This window comes from Arthrobacter subterraneus, from assembly GCF_900099735.1.
In the GTDB taxonomy this organism is placed as follows: domain Bacteria; phylum Actinomycetota; class Actinomycetes; order Actinomycetales; family Micrococcaceae; genus Arthrobacter_D; species Arthrobacter_D subterraneus.
Map to the genome: position 1 here is coordinate 255,798 of NZ_FNDT01000001.1, position 16,484 is coordinate 272,281.

The window sequence follows — 16,484 nt, forward strand, 5'->3', positions numbered from 1 at the left end:
TTTCCGCGGACCAGGTAGCTCTGCAACTGAGCCGCACGCGGACATGGACGTATCGAGATGGGACACGCACAACGACTTCCAAGATTAGCGTGCACCGACCCCACCGGTCAAAACGCGGGTCAAAACATGGGTACTGCCCCGTGAAACCTTGAGCATAGGATGGCAGGAGGTTGATCGAGGGGGTAGGGCAACGAGGTGAAGCTGGTCCATCTTGCTTCGCGCCGTTCCGACGCCCGTCGCAGCCTTCTGGCCATCATAGCGCTGACGCTCGCGGTCCTGACGGCGGTCCTTGCCGGGATCAGCGGCACCACCCACCTCGCGGCCACCGGGGCCCTGCGCTCCCTCGCTGCAACCTCCGGCTCCGGCTCCGGCTCCGGCTCCGGCTCCGGCTCCGAGGGATTCTTCAGGATCCACACCTCCCAGTCCGACGACGCCACCGAACAGCAGCGCGCCGCTGAAGAAGCCTTCGCGGAGCTCGGACTAACCAACGGTCTGGAAATCTCCACAGCACCCTATTCTCCGCCCCGCCCGTTGGTGCCCTCCGGCGGCAGCGCCACCAACCTGCCGTCCGATCTCACCTTCCTGCCGGTCGGCTGGACCCCGACGACGACGCCGGCAGCCGGCTCCCTCGAACCCTTCGCCCCGGACGGGACAACCCTGGACGGGACAACCCCGGGAGGGACAACCGAGAGCGGCCACGTCCCCGCCGCTCTCGAAGCCCCGACGGCGGACGCGCTCGGACTGGCACCCGGCGACACCTTCGCGGTCGAGGGCGCGGACGGCACGGTCCGGCTCGAACTGGTGGCCGCCCTGAAGCCCACCGGCCCGGATGCCGCCTTCCTGGACCCCGTGCCCGTCCAGGGAGCGGAGACGGTGCCGACCGTCGTCGTCGTTCCTCCGGACGCCATCCCCAGGCTGACCGGTGATCCGAAAGTCCAGTGGGTCTTCACCGTGGACGCGGACACGGCGGACGCGGCCGGGCTGACCCGGCTCGCTGAGGGTTTGCGCCAGCTGCCGCAGCGGCTCGGCAGTGATACGGCGGTGAACAGCGGCGGCGTGGTTCCGTCCGGAGGGCTCGCGGGCCTGCTCTCGTCCGCGGCCGACGCAACGCAGTCCGTCCGGGCTGTCCTCCCGATTGCGCTCGTGGTGCTCGTTGCGCTGAGCGCCGTGACCGTCGTCCAGTTCGCGCGGCTGCTCACCGGCACCCGGGCAGCCGAGGACCGGCTGCTGGACGCCCGCGGCCTGGCCCTGGGCCAGCGCGCCGCCGTCGCCGCGCTGGAGATAGTGCCGCTGGCTGTCGGGGGTTGCCTGCTAGGGTGGGCCGCCGCCGTCGTGCTGGGGCCGCCGCTGTCCGCCGGCGGTGAGACCGGGTATGTCGAGGGGATCGGCGGGTTCGCGGCGGCGAGTTGGATGGTTCCGCTGCTGTGCGCGGGCATCGCGGCCGGAGTCTTTGTGGGCGACGCGGTGCTTGCCGGGCTTCGCGAACAGAACCCTCAGCTGGACGCGGTGCGGACGGCGCGGGTTGCATCATTCAGCGTGCTCGCGGTGCTGCTGACGGCGTCAGCGCTCTCGCTCTGGCAGTTCCTGCTGTACCGGTCGCCGCTCGTGGAGTCCGGCGGCGCGCTGCGGGTGAATCCGCTCGCTGCACCGGCACCCGCGCTGCTGCTCCTCACGGGTGCGGCGCTGGCTCTGGTGGTCAGCGGGTGGCTGGCCCGCGGGGCGGAGCGGTCCCTGGCATCCCGGCCCCGGCTGGGCGTGCTCCTGGCTGCGCAGCAGGTGTCGAGGCGGGCAGCGTCCTACATCATTCCGATCGTGCTGGTCACCGTCACAGTGGGCACCGCGACGTTCACCGCCGCGTACGCGCAGACCACAGCCCGGTCCCAGGACGCGGCGTCGCAACTCGGCAACGGTTCCGACGTCCGCATCACGCTTCCCGGGCCGCAGGTGGTGCGCTCCGCGGAGGACATTCCCTCGCTGGTTCGCTACACGGACGGCGGGGCTGTGACGGCGGGGTCGCTCGCATTCCGCAGCGAGGCACGGCTGGCGTCCATCAGCGCTCCCCTGCTCGCGGTCGATGCGTCGGCGCTGCCGGGCCTACTCACCGCCGGCCGCAGCCTGCTGGATGTGGACGGGCTCTCCGCCGCTCTCGCCTTCGAGCCGCCGGCGCCCGAACCTGCGCTGACCCTGACGCCCTCGGCAACCCAGGTGCGGATGCAGTTCACCTCAAGAGGCACCCCCCAGGATGGGGGAACAGCCGACGACGGCGCCGCCTCCCGCGCCGCCTCCGTCACCGCCTGGATCCGGACGGAGGCCGGAGACCTTGTGCCCGTTCCGGCGGGATCTTTGGCACTGTCCGGTGCAGGCGATCAGGCACACTCGCTGTCCTTCGCGCTCCCGGAGGGGCTGCGGCCGGGCGCGCTAATTGCAGTTGACCTCAGCCTCGAGCCGTCCGCCGTTGAACGCGGGTACGAGCTGGAGCTCACCGGTGTCTCCAGCGACGGCGGGATCGGGAACGGTCAGGGCCGCTTCATCGAGGATCCGACCCTCGGGCTCGCGCAGGACGCTTTCAATGCAGGGCCCTCCGGGATTGAGCCGCTCGATGAGGGGGTCGGCGTGCGATTCCCCGCGGAGGGTTCGGCGTTCGGCACTACGGAGGCCCGCCTGCTGGCCGGGGAGGGGGCGCCGCTTCCCGTGGCGCTCACCGATCAGCTGCTGGCGGATCTGGACCTGGCTGTCGGGGATCCGGTCTCGCTGCGTCCCGGCGGCGTGGAAATCGACGGCGTTGTAGCCGCGGCAGCCCCCGTCCTTCCCGGGACCACGGACAGTTCGGCGGCGCTGGTTGACCTGCAGGCCTACAGTCATGCGTCCCTGGCCGTCTCCCCCGCGCCTCCCCGGGCCGGGGAAATCTGGCTCTCCTCGACCGACCGGGACGCCGCTGCCGCGTCAGCCGCGCAACTCGCCGGGCCGGGCGCCGCGGTCTCCACCGCGGACAACAGCCTCACTGGACGGTTTCTGGCGCCGGCTCCGGCATCGCTGTGGATCGGCGCCCTCGGTGCGCTGCTGATCGGCGGCGCCGCCCTGGCCGCGAACCTTCTGACCCTCGTGCAGTCCCGCCGGTCGGAGGTCGCCGTCCTGCGAGCGCTCGGCATGCAGGCGCGGGACCAGGTGCGCGGGCGCCGGTGGGAGGTGCTCAGTGTCGGCGGTGCCGCCGTCGTGCTGGGTCTGCTGACGGGGCTGGGTGTGGCGGCACTGACCGTGCCGCTGCTCGCACAGGCGGTGGTGGTGAACGCCTCGGAGGCCCTTCAGGCACCGTTATCCGTCGCCGCGCTGCCGCTGCTGGGCGTGCTCGCCGGCCAGGTGCTGATCCTGGTGCTCGCAGCCTGGTTCTACGGCGAGCGCGTCAGGCGTCAGGCGCTCGCTCCGGCGGTGGCGGTGGAGGCGCCGTGACCCTGTACCGGCTGCTGCACCGCCAGTTCCGGCGCTCCCGGTGGCCGTCGGTGCTGCTGGCGTCCATTGTGCTGGTGGTGTCCGCGTTGCTGTGCGCGTGGCCGCGGGCGGTGGACGCCATGTACACGGCGGACCTGCGTGAGTCCGTGGCGGAGTTGGCCGGGTCGCAGCAGGCGGTCCGCGCGTTCAGCTCCGCCTTCCCGCCGGCGGAGGACTTGAACCGCACCTTCACCGAGGCCGAGGACGGCGGCCGCACAGCCGATGCCCTTACCGACATCCGGGAGGGCCTCGCCCAGCCACTCGCCTCCGTCCTTGGCGAGGGGCGCTGGCTTGCGACGGGAGTCGGCTCCCGGGTCACGCCCCTGCCGGAGGGTATCCGCGAACTGATACTGAACTACGCGGCCGATATGCAGGCGCTTGAGCACCTCGAGCTCAGGGAAGGCGAGCTTCCCGGGCCTCCACCGGCGGAGTATGGCGGAGAGCCGGTGGAGATCCTGCTGTCGCAGGCCTCGGCGGAGTCCGCCCGGTGGCAGGTGGGCGAGGAACGGAACATCACCGTCCTCCTGCGCGGCTCCGCTGACGGGGACAGCCGGGAAGTTCGGGAACAGCCCGTGGTCCTCAGCGGAACCTACGCTGCGAAGGACCCCGGTTCGCCCTACTGGAGCCTCAACAACTCGCTGCTCACGGCGGCGGAGGACTTCAACCCGGACACCGGGACGGCGGTCAATGCAACGGCCTTCATCTCCCCCGCAGCCTTCCCCTTCCTCGCGCCGGCTGTCGACCACGTGCAGACGTCCTACTGGTATCCGGTCTCCACCGATACCCTCACCGCGGGCACCGCCGGGCAGACGGCAGCCCAGCTGCGCGAATTACTCGGCACCCCGCAGCACGTTCCGGCCGCCGTTTCTCCCGGACCCACTGTGGTGTTCGGCTCGGAAACGCCTGCCGCGATGGCGGACGCTACCCAGCGGGCCGCATCCACCCACCAGATCCTGGCGCTCCTCGCGTCCGGGCCGCTGGGCGTCTGCGTGGCCACCGCAGCGCTTGCGGTACGCCTTCTCCTCGAACGACGGCGGGGCGCGCTGGCCCTCGCCTCGGCACGGGGAGCGGGTGACCTGCAGTTGCGCGGTGCCCTGGCACTCGACGGGCTCCTCATCGGCGTCCCGGCCGCCGCGCTCGGTGCCCTGGCGGCGTTCCTCCTGGTGCCGGTGCCGTTCTCACCGGCGCATCTTCTCTGGCCGGTGCTGGCGGCTTTCCTGCCCGCGGTGCTGATGGCGGTGCAGCACCGTCCGGAGGTGCAGACCCGGCAGGACCTTACCTCCTCAGCACGGAACCGGTGGCGCGTGAGTGCGGAGGCCGCCGTCGTCGTGCTGGCTGTAACCGCAACCATTCTGCTCACCGGGCGCGGGCTGGTGCGGGGGTCCCTGGAGTACGGGGAGGTTGATCCGCTGCTGTCCGCGACGCCGCTGCTCATTGCGCTGGCCGTCGGCGTGCTGGTGCTACGGCTGTATCCGCTGCCGCTCCAGGAGTTCGCGCGGATCCGGCGGCGGAGTCCGGGCCTGGTGGGGTTCCTCGGGGCATCGCGTGCGGTGCGGGCGCCCGGCGCCGGGCTGGTGCCGGTGCTCGCGCTGGTGGTGGGGCTCGCCGTCGTTCTCCTCTCCGGTGTGCTGCTGTCCACGTTCCGTGAGGGTGTCACCGCTGCGGCGGAGTCCCGCGTCGGTGCGGACCTGCGGATCCAGGGGCCGCCGTTCGATGGAGACCAGGTGGAGCAGATCCGGTCGGTGGAGGGCGTCGCGTCGGTAGCGGCGGTGACGGATCTGGGGAGGCTCCGGACGGAGACGGGCGGGCGCCAGACGAAGGACGTCGATCTCCACGCCGTCAGCCCTGATGCCCTGCTGGGAGTGCAGGAGGACCTCTCCGGCGCGTTTCCTGCGGACGTGTTGAACGCCCTCTCGGAGCGCGCATCTGGGGACGCATTGCCCGTGGTGGTGTCACCGGCGCTGGAGCTCGAGGAGGGCACCACTCTTGAGCTGCGTTACCGCGGTATGTACGTGGAGGCGGAGGTAGTGGGAACCGGCCCGGCGGAAGTGGTGTTTTCCTCCTCCACCGCGTGGGCGCTGGTTGACGAGGCAACGATCGGCGCTGTGGAGGAGCGGACGTTCCAGCCGTCAGTACTCCTGGTGGACCTGCACGACGACGCCGGCTCTGTGACGGACGCTGTCGCTGAGATCGCCGGTGGGCCGGTCCTGCAACAGACGCCGGGGGAGCAGGTTGAGCGGGTTCTGGCGTCCGCGTCCGGGCGGGGGCTGCAGCTTGGTTTGTGGGTTGTCATTGGAGCAATGGCCGTCCTGTGCTCGCTCACGGTCGTCATGACCGCGGTGGTGAATGCGCCGGCGCGCAACCGGCTGATCGCCCTCCTGCGCACGCTCGGATTCCCACAGCGGCGGGATGGTGCGCTGATGCTCTGGGAGCTTGGTCCGATGACCGGCGCCGCGATGCTGGCGGGGACCATGCTGGGGTTGTTGCTGCCGCTCGTGATTCTGGGCGCACTCAACCTGTCAGCATTCACCGGCGGCAGCGTTGAGCCCGCGCTGGCCCTGCACCCGGGGCTGCTTCTGGGGTTGATGGCGGGATTCCTGCTGGTGGTGGCGGCGTCGGTTGTTGGCGCGGTTACTGCCGGCAGGCGGCAGCGATTGGCAGCGGTTCTTGGTGGAACGGATATCTGAGGTGGGCACAATGATGACCAGTACGCAGCCGCACATCCTGTGCGAGGACGTGGTGCGGATCTTCAAGGGTGAAGGCATTGAAGTGCAGGCCCTTCAGGGTCTGAACCTGACGGTGATGCCTGGTGAGATGACCGCCGTCGTGGGTGCATCCGGGTCCGGGAAGTCGACGCTGCTCACCATCCTCTCCGGGCTGGACCGTCCCACCGCGGGGAAGGCGCAGGTGGCTGGCGTCGACCTGCTGGGACTCAGCCGCAGGGAACGCTCGCGGTATCAGCGGGAGACCGTCGGGTTCATTTGGCAGCAGACGCCGCGGAACCTGCTGCCGTACCTGACCGCTGCGGAAAACGCGGCCCTGCCTCTGGCGATCACGGGGCGGAGGAACCCGGACGCGCGCGTCACTGAACTGCTCGAGCTGACCGGTGTGGCGCACTGCCGGGACCGCCGTCCGGGAGAAATGTCCGGCGGGGAGCAGCAACGGGTGGCTCTCGCCGTCGCGCTGTCCAACCAGCCGAAGGTGATTCTGGCGGACGAGCCGACCGGCGAGCTGGACGAGCGCACCTCCGCCGAGGTGCTCGAGGCGATGCGGCGGGTGAATGAGGAGCTGGGCACCACCACGCTGATCGTCACGCATGATCCCACCGTGTCGGGGCATGTGAAGCGCACGGTGCAGATCCGTGACGGCCGCTGCTCCACGGAGACCCTGCGCCGGACCGGCCTGAATAACGACGGCGATGAGCACCTGATTGCCGAGGAGTTCGCGGTGATCGACAGGGTTGGGAGGCTGCAGCTGCCGCAGGAGTTCATGGAGAGTCTGGACATGAAGGACCGGGTGCGGTTGGGGTTGGAGCCGGATCATGTGCGCGTGACGCCGGCGGACACCCGGACTGATTCGGAGGAAGCCCGATGAGCGGGGCTGCTCCTGCGCTGCGGGCGGTCGGGGTAACGAAGTCGTATGGCTCCGGCGAGAGCGCTGTGCGTGCGTGCACGGACGTCTCGCTGTCCGTCCGGCCAAGCGAGTTGCTGGTGGTGAAGGGGCCTTCCGGATCCGGTAAGACGACGCTGCTGAACTGCGTCGGCGGGCTGGACGAGCCGGACAGTGGGAGTGTCTTCGTCGGGGATCTTGAGCTGACGGCGATGCGGGAGTCCGACCGGGTGGCGCTGCGGCAGACGCACCTCGGGTTTGTGTTCCAGTCCTTCGGCCTGATTCCGATCCTCAGTGCCGCGGAGAATGTCGAGGTGCCGATGCGGCTTGTCGGGATGCCGTCAGCCGAGCGGCAGAAACGGGTAGATGAGCTGCTGGAACTCGTGGGCCTGGCACAGCACCGTCACCAGCGGCCGGCCGAACTTTCCGGTGGGCAACAGCAGCGGGTTGGGCTCGCGAGGGCTCTGGCGAACCGGCCGAAGGTGCTGATCGCCGACGAACCCACGGGGCAGCTCGACAGCGTGACCGCCGGCGCCATGATGGATCTGGTGAGCGACCTGGTCCGCAGCCATCGGGTGGCGGCCATCGTGACCACCCATGATCCGTTGCTGGTGCAGCGTGGGGACCGGGTCCTGGAGCTGCACGACGGGCGACTGCAGCTCCCGGAAAGCGGTACGTAAGCGCAAGAAAGGCGCAAGAAAGAGCGCAGGAAAAGGGTCCACGGTTAGGGTTCGCGCAGGATTGGTTCAAGCCCGGTAATAACGGGGTTTTCCACTGCTAATTTTTTTCTCAGAGCTGGTGAACGCCAGCCACCAGCACCTCGTACACAGGAGAACCCCAAAATGCTCGCTTCATTCTTCGCAGACACCAAGTCCATCATCAAGTCCCGCATGGGCCGCGACGAGACCGGCGCCACCGCCGTTGAGTACGGCATCATGGTTGCCCTCATCGCCGTCGTCATCATCGCAGCTGTCACCCTCCTCGGTGGCGGGCTGAAGGGCACCTTCGAGCAGGCTCAGTGCAGCATCAGCGGTAAGACCTACACTGCCGCTACCTCTACCGCAGCCTCTACCTGCCTCTAATTCATAGTTCGCAGGCTGGGCGAGGAGAAAGCTTGCCCAGCCTGCGAACTATCCCACCATCTATTACTAGGGGGCAGAGGAGTTGAAGGAGCGTAAAGAACGCGGTGCCGTCGCTGTCGAAATGGCGCTCCTCCTTCCGGTTCTCGTTCTGCTTCTCCTCGGCATCATGGAGTTCGGCCGGGCCTACAACGCCCAGGTGACGCTGACCAACGCTGCCCGTGAGGGCGTGCGCGTCATGGCGATTACCAATGTCCAGGCAGATGCAGTGGCTGCCGCAAAAGCAGCGGCCTCCACATTGAAAATCACCGACACCAATCCGACCTTCACGTTCACTTTTACCCAAGGCGCAACGTCGTACACCACGTGCGCCGCTGGTCGGCAGGTAACTATGACGATGGTCTACACACTCGATTCTCTGACGGGAATCGCCGGCCCATTCTCGATGAGAGGCAAAGGGGCGATGCAATGCGGCGGATAGCATCTGGGCAGGACCGTGAACGCGGCGCTGCCGCAGTCCTCGTTGCACTTCTCATGGTCGTCCTGCTCGGGTTCGGTGCCCTCGCGGTTGATGTCGGACTTCTTTACTCCGAGAAGGCACAACTCCAGAACGGCGCCGATGCAGGCGCCCTCGGTATCGCGCAAGCGTGCGCCAAGAACACCGCGGACCCGAAGTGCGCCACTACCTCGCCACTCGCGAAGGAACTGGTGGACAAGAACTCGCTGGACAGCCTCAGCAACGTCCAGTCGATCGCCCTGGACGTTCCGAACCGCAAGGTCACCGTCACTGCGGACCCGCTCGAGGCGGGGCGCGCTGACAATGATGTCTCGCTCTACTTCGCCGGCGTTCTCGGCATCGACTCATCTTCCGTCGTTGCAAAGTCGACGGTTGTGTGGGGCAGCCCCAGCAAGGGAACAACGCCCTTTCCGCTGGCCATCTCAAAGTGTCAGGTAACTACTCTGCTGATAGATGGCAGCCAGCAGCTTATCCAGAGCCACGGCAGCAATGCCAACGATGATTGCCCCACCACCAGTTCAGGTGGTGATACCCCGGGCGGCTTCGGGTGGCTGGTCCAGGACCCGGGCAAATGTGGCGCCTACATTGACCTTGACCTCAACGAGAGCGGAGCTGATACCGGCAACGACGGTCCTACGAACTGCGATGCCGTCCTGAACCAGTGGGCGGCAGACATCAACGCCGGGAAGAACGTCATTGTGCTTCTTCCTGTCTTCAAATCCGTATCGGGCACAGGATCGGGAACGTCCTACGATGTGGAAGCCTTCGCTGCTTTCAAGGTGGAAGGCTGGAAGTTCGCTGGTTCAAGTACGTTGCCGCTGACATTCCGCAACAGGACGGAGTGGGCAGGGACCAACGCGTGTTCCGGTTCATGCCGAGGCATCATCGGACGTTTTATTACCTACACGGCGCTGTCCAGCGACTATGAACTGGGGCCCGTCACGCCCTATGGCGCCACTGTTGTCAAACTCACCAGCTGATTTCAATTTCTAGTATCTGGAGCTCCCTGTGAAGTCCCGCCTCATCGCCGGCGTCGCCGCTATTGTCCTCGCCCTCGTCGGAGCGGTCATGGTATTTGCCTATGCCAACCGCGCCGACGCCCGTGCCGTTGAGGACCTCGAACCGGTCGACGTCCTGGTGGTTCAGGCTGAAGTTCCGGCTGGCACGCCGGTTGCGGATCTCGCCGCCTCCGTGGCAACCACCCAACTGCCGGGCAAGTCGGTCGCTGACACGGCGCTCCCCAATCTCGATAACACCGTGGGTATGGTAACCGCAGTTGACCTGGTGCCCGGTGAGCAGCTTGTGGCAGAGCGGCTGGTCAAGCCCGAAGACCTCGTGACCCCTGGGTCTGTAGAAGTTCCCGCGGGGCTGCATGAAGTATCCATCCTTGTTGAGCCGCAGCGCATCGCCGGTGGGCGGGTTGCTCCCGGTGACTACGTCGGCGTGTTCATGTCCATGGGCGCGGGCGGATCCGAAGGAGAAGAGGAAGGCGGGGAGTCCTTGGGTAGCGAAAAGTCCACCCAGCTGGTTATACCCAGAGTTCTTGTCTCGTCCGTGCAACGCGCCCCAGAGCCCGCGCCCGCCGCAGAAGGCGTGGAGATGACCGAGGAAGAAATAGCAGCAGCAGAGGCCGAGGCTCTGCCGAGCGGTTCCCTGATGGTGACCATCGCCCTCAATCCGGACCAGGCAACCCGACTGGTCTTCGCCAGCGAATTCGAGTCCATCTGGCTCAGCAAGGCAACCGCCGCAGAAGGCGATGCGCCACCATTCATTGTCAATGACGAGGGACTGTATCGATGAGCCGCTTTCTCCTCATCACGGCCGACGTCTCCTTCGAGGAGAAACTCCGCCTTGCGACGGCGGGAGCGCTGGCCGGCGATGTGCTGACCTTCAGTCCGGATCTGGTCGCCCAGCCGGAAGACGTCCTGGACCTACTGACGGTCCAGCAGCCGGAGGTGCTGGTCCTCGGGCCCGGCGTGCCGCTGGACGGTGCGGTACGCCTGGCCACCATTGTCGATGTCCGTTTCCCCAACCTGAGCATGGTGCTCGTCGCTGAGGAAAACGCCGACGTGGTGCTCTCCGCTATGCGGTCGGGCATCCGCGACGTCATCGATCCGACGTCCGATATCCCGAGCATCAGGCTGCTGCTTGAACGCGCCTGCCAGGCCTACGCCAGCCGCCACCGCGCAGAACACGTACAGAGCGTCGCCAAGCAGGACCAGGGGATGGTAATCGGCGTCTTCTCCCCCAAGGGTGGAGTGGGCAAAACCACCATCGCGACCAACCTCGCGGTGGGGCTCGGCAAGCTCGCACCCATGGGCGTTGTACTCGTGGACCTCGACCTGCAGTTCGGCGACGTCGCCTCCAATCTCTACCTCACGCCCGAGTACTCGGTGCTCGACGCCGTGTCAGGATCCGCAAGCGAGGACACCATGGTCCTGAAGGCGTTCCTGACGCCGCACCCGTCGGGAATCTACGCGCTGTGTGCTCCGTCAAATCCTGCCGATGCTGACAGCATCTCGGCCGATCAGCTGGCGGTCCTCATCCAACAGTTGACCTCAGAATTCCCCTACGTGGTCATCGACACCGGGCCTGGGCTCACCGAGCACAGCCTTGCAGCGCTCGAGCAGTGCACGGACGCGGTCTGGGTTACCGGCATGGACGTCCCCAGCGTGCGCGGGTTGCGCGCAGGCCTCAACGTTCTCGGCAAACTCGACCTTTTTCCTGAGTCCCGCCACGTTGTCCTTAATTTTGCCGATTCGAAAACCGGATTGTCGGTCCAGGACGTCGAAGCAACCCTTGGCGCACCCGTGGATATCTCGATTCCCCGCTCGCGCGGACTCTCCCTGGCCACCAATCGGGGAATACCGCTGCTCCAGAATGATGTGCGCGACCCCGCCACCAAAAAGCTTCGTGGCCTGGTCCAGCGCTTCGATCCGAAATGGCGGGCAACCAGCCAGCGCAAGCTCCACCGGAGAGTGGTTATCTGATGAAACTTTCGGAACGCCTGCAGCAGGCAGACCCGTCAGCCCCCGTCAAAAGCGCGCCTCCGCGTAAACCTGAACCTGCAGCGTCTGCACCGTCTGCCGGGGAAACCCCCTCGACCACCTATCAGAGTGCCGTCGTCGTCGGCTCCCCCAGCACCGGACCGGAAACCCACGGCAGCCGTGTAGACGTTTTCGCCGGGCTGAAGCAGCGTGCGGCTGAAGCGCTTTACGAGCGTATGGGCGCCCGTTTCAGTGACTCCACCCTCAAGGAAGAAGACCTTCGCGTGGTGGCGCGCGAAGAGCTGAGCCAGGTGATTGACGCCGAGCAGGTTCCGCTCACTCCGGACGAGCGCCGCCGCCTCATTCAGGATGTCGCCGACGATGTGCTTGGCTTCGGACCCCTCCAGCGGCTGCTGGACGACGAGGACATCAGCGAGATCATGGTGAACCGGGCAGACCAGATCTACATCGAACGCCGCGGCAAACTGGTCCTCGCCGACACCCGGTTCAAGTCCGAGGAGCACCTGCGCCGGGTGATCGAACGCATTGTCTCCAAGGTCGGCCGCCGCATTGACGAGTCCTCCCCCTTTGTGGACGCGCGCCTCGAAGACGGCTCCCGTGTCAACGCCGTGATCCCGCCGCTGGCCGTGAACGGCTCCTCGCTCACCATCCGTAAGTTCAGCAAGACGCCGCTGACGGTGCAGAACCTCATCAATTTCGGAACGCTGACCCCCGAGATGGCCGAACTGCTTGACGCGTGCGTCAAGGCGAAGCTGAACATCATCGTGTCCGGCGGCACCGGTACCGGTAAGACGACGCTGCTCAACGTGCTCTCTTCCTTCCTGCCCCACGGCGACCGCATCGTCACCATCGAGGATGCCGTGGAGCTCCAGATCCAGCAGCAGCACGTGGTGCGCCTTGAAAGCCGGCCCCCAAACACCGAAGGCAAAGGGGCGGTCACTATCCGCGACCTCGTCCGCAACTCCCTGCGTATGCGCCCCGACCGCATCGTGATCGGTGAGGTCCGCGGCGGCGAATCCCTCGACATGCTCCAGGCGATGAACACCGGCCACGACGGCTCGCTGTCCACCGTGCACTCCAACTCTCCCCGGGACGCTGTCGCGCGGTTGGAGACCCTCGTGCTGATGGCCGGTATGGATCTGCCGCTTCGAGCTATCCGTGAACAGATAGCGTCCGCTGTTCATCTCGTTATCCAGATCTCCCGCCTTCGGGATGGCAGCCGCCGCATCACCCACGTCACCGAAATTCAAGGCATGGAGGGCGACGTCGTCACTCTCCAGGATGCCTTCGTGTTCGATTACTCGGCGGGTGTGGATTCCTCCGGCCGCTTCCTGGGCAAACCTATCCCCACCGGCATCCGCCCACGCTTCATGGAGCGCTTCGAAGACATGGGCATTACCGTTTCTCCGGCAGTGTTCGGTGCTGCGCTGACCGGCCGGAGGTAGCGCCATGATGCTGGTGTTCCTGTACGGGACGGCGTTGGTTCTTGCGGCGCTCGGACTACTCTTCTTCGCTACGCGACCGCACCAGTCCGCGGTCCCTTTGGACCGTCGTCGTCCACCGGTTGAGGAGTCAGACTCCAAGCTCACCCGGTTCGCGGGATCAGCGGTGAGGGCCGTGGAGCGATTCCTGAAGAAGCGGCCGCAGCGGCTCTACCGTCCCGAGCTACTGGAATTGGCCGGCGTACGACTGACGCAGGCGGACATGTTCCTGCTTGTCATTGCCGGCGGCCTCGGCGGACTGGCCCTCGGACTCGTGGTGGGCAGTCCTGTGCTGGGGGTCCTGTTTCTCCTTCTGGCTCCGCTAGTGGCCCACCTCGCACTGATCTTCCGCATCGCCCGAAGGCGTGCGAAGTTCGAAAACCAGCTCGGCGATACCCTGCAGCTTCTCACCGGCGGCCTGCGGGCCGGCCACAGTATTCTGCGGGCTATCGACGCCGCCGCTATCGAGGCCGACGCTCCCACCTCGGACGAGATGCGCCGCGTTGTCACGGAGACCAGCCTGGGCAAGGACCTGCTTGCGTCCCTGACCGACACCGCCAACCGCATGGAGAGCGAAGACTTCACCTGGATAGCCCAAGCTATCCAGATCAACCGCGAGGTCGGCGGAGACCTGGCGGATGTTCTTGACCAGGTGGGCGAGACCATACGCGAGCGAAGCGAAATCAAGGGACAGATCCGTGCTCTCGCCGCGGAAGGAAAGTTCTCCGCATACATTCTCGTCGCGCTGCCGTTCGCAATCGGCGCCATGCTCGCCGTGGTGAGCCCCGGCTACGTCGACCCGCTGTTCGAAGAGCCGCTCGGCTGGGTCATGATCGGCGCCTCGGTGGTCATGATGACCATCGGCAGCCTGTGGCTGCGCAAAATCATCGATCTGAAGTTCTAGGAGGCCGGCGTGAATCCAGTGCTGTTGACATCCCTGCTGCTCGTCGCCGCTCCCCTCGGATACCTGGCGTGGGCTTTACTAGACCCCGGAAACAAGATCTACAAGAGCGTCCAGGCGAACCTCACCCGCGGCATAAGCGCGTCCGAGGAGGTCCGTAGTGACCGCTTCGGCGCTTTGGCGCGCATTGGATTCAGGCTGACGCCGGCGTCGTACATCGAGAAACTGGACAAGCTGCTCGCCCTCGCCGGGCGCCCCGCAACACTGCCCCTGGGGCGCGTGTTGGGCGCCAAGCCCGCGCTCTGCCTCGTCGGTGCAGGCCTGGGCTATCTCATGGCGAGCGCCGCCCAGAAACCCATGATCACCATGCTCGCAATCTTCCTGACCGTGCTCGGGTACTTCATTCCGGACCTCCTGCTCTACAGCAAGGGCCAGGAACGGCAGAAGGCCATGCAGCTGGAACTGGCGAACACCCTGGACCAGATGCTCATTTCGGTCGAAGCCGGCCTCGGTTTCGAAAGCGCCATGCAGCGGGCAGGCGAAACAGGTAAAGGCCCGCTCGCCGAGGAACTGGTCCGCACCCTGCAGGACATGCAGGTGGGCCGGAGCCGGCGCGAGTCCTACCTCGCTCTCGCGGACCGCACGACCATCCCGGAGCTCCGCAGCTTCGTCAAGGCGATCGTCCAGGCGGACGCCTACGGCATCGCGCTCAGCGGCGTCCTCCGTATCCAGGCGAAGGTGATGCGCGTCAAGCGGCGCCAGCGGGCCGAGGAAAAGGCCATGAAGCTGCCCGTGACCGTGCTGTTTCCGCTGCTGTTCTTCATTTTCCCCGTGCTGTTCATCATTATTCTCGGGCCGGCAATCATCAACGCCATTGCGACGTTCAGCGGCTCCTGAACTTCAAGTTCAGAGTCGCAGAGTGCGCAAGCCGAAGAATTCCGCAGGCTTTCCACAGCATCACCCGTTTCACCCACTTCTCCTAGATTCAGAAAGTAGCGTTAGCTCATGGCCCTCTCCTGCTGCAGCGCGGACGACAGTGACGCAGAACCCCTGCACTCTGTTGACGATGCTGATGCGCGGGGTGACCTGAGCGGCGGCGACCGCACAGACAGGACACCGCTGGTGGATCCTGATGTGCTCCATGATCTTGAGGATCAGCTCGACAGCGCCGCAGCCGCCCGGGCCTTTGTGCGCGATTACGTTGCTGTCTGGGATGAGCGGGAGCTGCGCCTCTCCTCGGCCGTTGCCCGCCAAAACCAGGCCGCGTCACTCGACGCAGTCCTCAGCCTCAAGATCACGTCCACCATGGTGGGAGCAACCCAATTGGTTGCGCTGGCACGCGGGCTGGAGAAACTGCTCCGGGAAGGCAGTCTTGACGAAGCTGCGGCGGTGCTACCCCACCTGCACCGCTGTGGGCTCCGCACCATGCGGGAACTGACGGTCATGCACCTTCAGAAGGACTAGACCCGAGACAAGATTCAGTCGGCGCGCCTCGGGACCAGACGATAGCCGACCCCGCGTACGGTCATCAGCCAGCGGGGGCTTCGGGGGTCCTCCCCCAGTTTCCGGCGCAGGTTCCCGATGTGAACCTCGATGGCACGTTCATCGGCTTCACTGATGTAGGTGTCGGTCCGGTAATACTGGCCCCGGACCACCCGCACCAGGTCTCCCTTGGTGCGGACGGCGCCCGCGCTGCGCAGCAGCTCATGGAGCAGATCGAACTCGCTGCGCGTCAGCACCAGTTCCTCGCCCCGCACGGTCACCGTCCGGGTGTCCTTATCCAGCACCAGACCGTTGTGGCGCAGAAGCGAGTCCGGCCGCGCCGGCGGTGCCGTTTCCTCCGCAGGAAGTGCCGCCGTCGTCGTTGGCTTCTCACTGGGAGGGCCACTCCGTGGCCGCCGCAGCATCGCGGCGATCCGTGCCCGCAATTCGCGTGGGCGGAACGGTTTGGTGACGTAGTCATCAGCGCCGGCCTGCAACGCGGTGAGCGTGTCGATTTCCTCGTCATGCGCAGTCAGCATGATCACGTAGCAGTCACTGAATCCGCGGATCCGGCGCAGCACCTCATAACCGTCGATGTCCGGCAGCCCCACATCAAGGGTGACCAGAGTGGGATTGTGCTCCTTGACGGCCTCAACCCCGCTGCGTCCCTCGGCGGCCGCCTGGACCACAAATCCGGATTGCGTCAGCACCGTGCTCAAAAGGTTGCGTACGTCGAGGTCATCCTCGATGACAACGGCTATACCTGGATCGGCCACTATTTCCTCCTGCCCCGACAGGACTTTTGTTCTAGCTGATCACAATTGGCGGACCAGCGCGACCGTCCTGAAACTGCCGCGTGTTTCACAGCATACGCGCGGACCCACCCCAGATAGGGAACTTTGTGAACCATCTGAGAGTTCT

Annotated in this window: 14 protein-coding genes; 13 read left to right on the plus strand and 1 reads right to left on the minus strand. The window is 66.2% G+C overall.

The window, feature by feature from the left end; translation table 11 throughout:
- Window positions 1-195: 195 nt before the first annotated feature.
- The 13 genes from BLS52_RS01150 (at window position 196) to BLS52_RS01210 (ending at window position 15,545) form a co-directional block, all read left to right on the plus strand.
- Window positions 196-3,447: an FtsX-like permease family protein gene (locus BLS52_RS01150; RefSeq protein ID WP_090584205.1), complete on the plus strand. Its 3,252-nt coding sequence runs from the start codon at window positions 196-198 to the stop codon at window positions 3,445-3,447.
- Window positions 3,444-6,173: an FtsX-like permease family protein gene (locus BLS52_RS01155; protein ID WP_090584206.1), complete on the plus strand. Its 2,730-nt coding sequence runs from the start codon at window positions 3,444-3,446 to the stop codon at window positions 6,171-6,173. The genes BLS52_RS01150 and BLS52_RS01155 overlap by 4 nt, the downstream gene beginning before the upstream one ends.
- A 10-nt stretch (window positions 6,174-6,183) precedes the next feature.
- Complete coding sequence (locus tag BLS52_RS01160) at window positions 6,184-7,080, plus strand: ABC transporter ATP-binding protein (protein ID WP_090584490.1); 897 nt, start codon at window positions 6,184-6,186, stop codon at window positions 7,078-7,080.
- Complete coding sequence (locus tag BLS52_RS01165) at window positions 7,077-7,775, plus strand: ABC transporter ATP-binding protein (RefSeq protein ID WP_090584207.1); 699 nt, start codon at window positions 7,077-7,079, stop codon at window positions 7,773-7,775. Before BLS52_RS01160 ends, BLS52_RS01165 begins: the two co-directional genes overlap by 4 nt.
- A 162-nt stretch (window positions 7,776-7,937) precedes the next feature.
- Window positions 7,938-8,177: a Flp family type IVb pilin gene (locus BLS52_RS01170; RefSeq protein WP_090584208.1), complete on the plus strand. Its 240-nt coding sequence runs from the start codon at window positions 7,938-7,940 to the stop codon at window positions 8,175-8,177.
- 82 nt (window positions 8,178-8,259) lie between these two features.
- The gene (locus tag BLS52_RS01175) at window positions 8,260-8,655 is read left to right on the plus strand and encodes a TadE family protein (protein WP_090584209.1); all 396 of its coding nucleotides are present in this window, start codon (window positions 8,260-8,262) and stop codon (window positions 8,653-8,655) included.
- On the plus strand, window positions 8,643-9,671 hold the full coding sequence (locus tag BLS52_RS01180) for a Tad domain-containing protein (protein ID WP_090584210.1): 1,029 nt from the start codon (window positions 8,643-8,645) through the stop codon (window positions 9,669-9,671). The genes BLS52_RS01175 and BLS52_RS01180 overlap by 13 nt, the downstream gene beginning before the upstream one ends.
- Window positions 9,672-9,699: 28 nt before the next feature.
- The gene (gene cpaB, locus BLS52_RS01185; protein WP_090584211.1) at window positions 9,700-10,491 is read left to right on the plus strand and encodes a Flp pilus assembly protein CpaB; all 792 of its coding nucleotides are present in this window, start codon (window positions 9,700-9,702) and stop codon (window positions 10,489-10,491) included.
- Window positions 10,488-11,681: a CpaE/TadZ family protein gene (locus BLS52_RS01190; RefSeq protein ID WP_090584212.1), complete on the plus strand. Its 1,194-nt coding sequence runs from the start codon at window positions 10,488-10,490 to the stop codon at window positions 11,679-11,681. Before cpaB ends, BLS52_RS01190 begins: the two co-directional genes overlap by 4 nt.
- Window positions 11,681-13,144 carry a TadA family conjugal transfer-associated ATPase gene (locus BLS52_RS01195; RefSeq protein ID WP_090584213.1) on the plus strand — a complete coding sequence of 488 codons (1,464 nt, stop codon included), beginning with the start codon at window positions 11,681-11,683 and terminating at the stop codon, window positions 13,142-13,144. Before BLS52_RS01190 ends, BLS52_RS01195 begins: the two co-directional genes overlap by 1 nt.
- Window positions 13,145-13,154: 10 nt before the next feature.
- On the plus strand, window positions 13,155-14,084 hold the full coding sequence (locus BLS52_RS01200) for a type II secretion system F family protein (protein WP_425425019.1): 930 nt from the start codon (window positions 13,155-13,157) through the stop codon (window positions 14,082-14,084).
- A 9-nt stretch (window positions 14,085-14,093) separates the two neighbouring features.
- Window positions 14,094-14,978, plus strand: coding sequence for a type II secretion system F family protein (locus tag BLS52_RS01205; protein ID WP_090584214.1), 885 nt, complete (start codon window positions 14,094-14,096; stop codon window positions 14,976-14,978).
- 108 nt (window positions 14,979-15,086) lie between these two features.
- The gene (locus tag BLS52_RS01210) at window positions 15,087-15,545 is read left to right on the plus strand and encodes an Hpt domain-containing protein (protein WP_090584215.1); all 459 of its coding nucleotides are present in this window, start codon (window positions 15,087-15,089) and stop codon (window positions 15,543-15,545) included.
- Window positions 15,546-15,559: 14 nt separating this feature from the next.
- Here the strand turns inward: BLS52_RS01210 and BLS52_RS01215 are convergent, their stop codons facing one another.
- Window positions 15,560-16,339 (minus strand): response regulator transcription factor, encoded by a 780-nt coding sequence (locus tag BLS52_RS01215; protein ID WP_090584216.1) that lies wholly within the window; start codon window positions 16,337-16,339, stop codon window positions 15,560-15,562.
- Window positions 16,340-16,484: the final 145 nt, after the last annotated feature.

Bases quoted from the DNA above. Each gene is read 5' to 3' on its own strand.
- BLS52_RS01160 (WP_090584490.1), top strand. From the start codon at position 6,184: ATGATGACCAGTACGCAGCCGCACATCCTGTGCGAGGACGTGGTGCGG.
- BLS52_RS01165 (WP_090584207.1), top strand. From the start codon at position 7,077: ATGAGCGGGGCTGCTCCTGCGCTGCGGGCGGTCGGGGTAACGAAGTCG.
- BLS52_RS01170 (WP_090584208.1), top strand. From the start codon at position 7,938: ATGCTCGCTTCATTCTTCGCAGACACCAAGTCCATCATCAAGTCCCGC.
- BLS52_RS01180 (WP_090584210.1), top strand. From the start codon at position 8,643: ATGCGGCGGATAGCATCTGGGCAGGACCGTGAACGCGGCGCTGCCGCA.
- BLS52_RS01190 (WP_090584212.1), top strand. From the start codon at position 10,488: ATGAGCCGCTTTCTCCTCATCACGGCCGACGTCTCCTTCGAGGAGAAA.
- BLS52_RS01195 (WP_090584213.1), top strand. From the start codon at position 11,681: ATGAAACTTTCGGAACGCCTGCAGCAGGCAGACCCGTCAGCCCCCGTC.
- BLS52_RS01210 (WP_090584215.1), top strand. From the start codon at position 15,087: ATGGCCCTCTCCTGCTGCAGCGCGGACGACAGTGACGCAGAACCCCTG.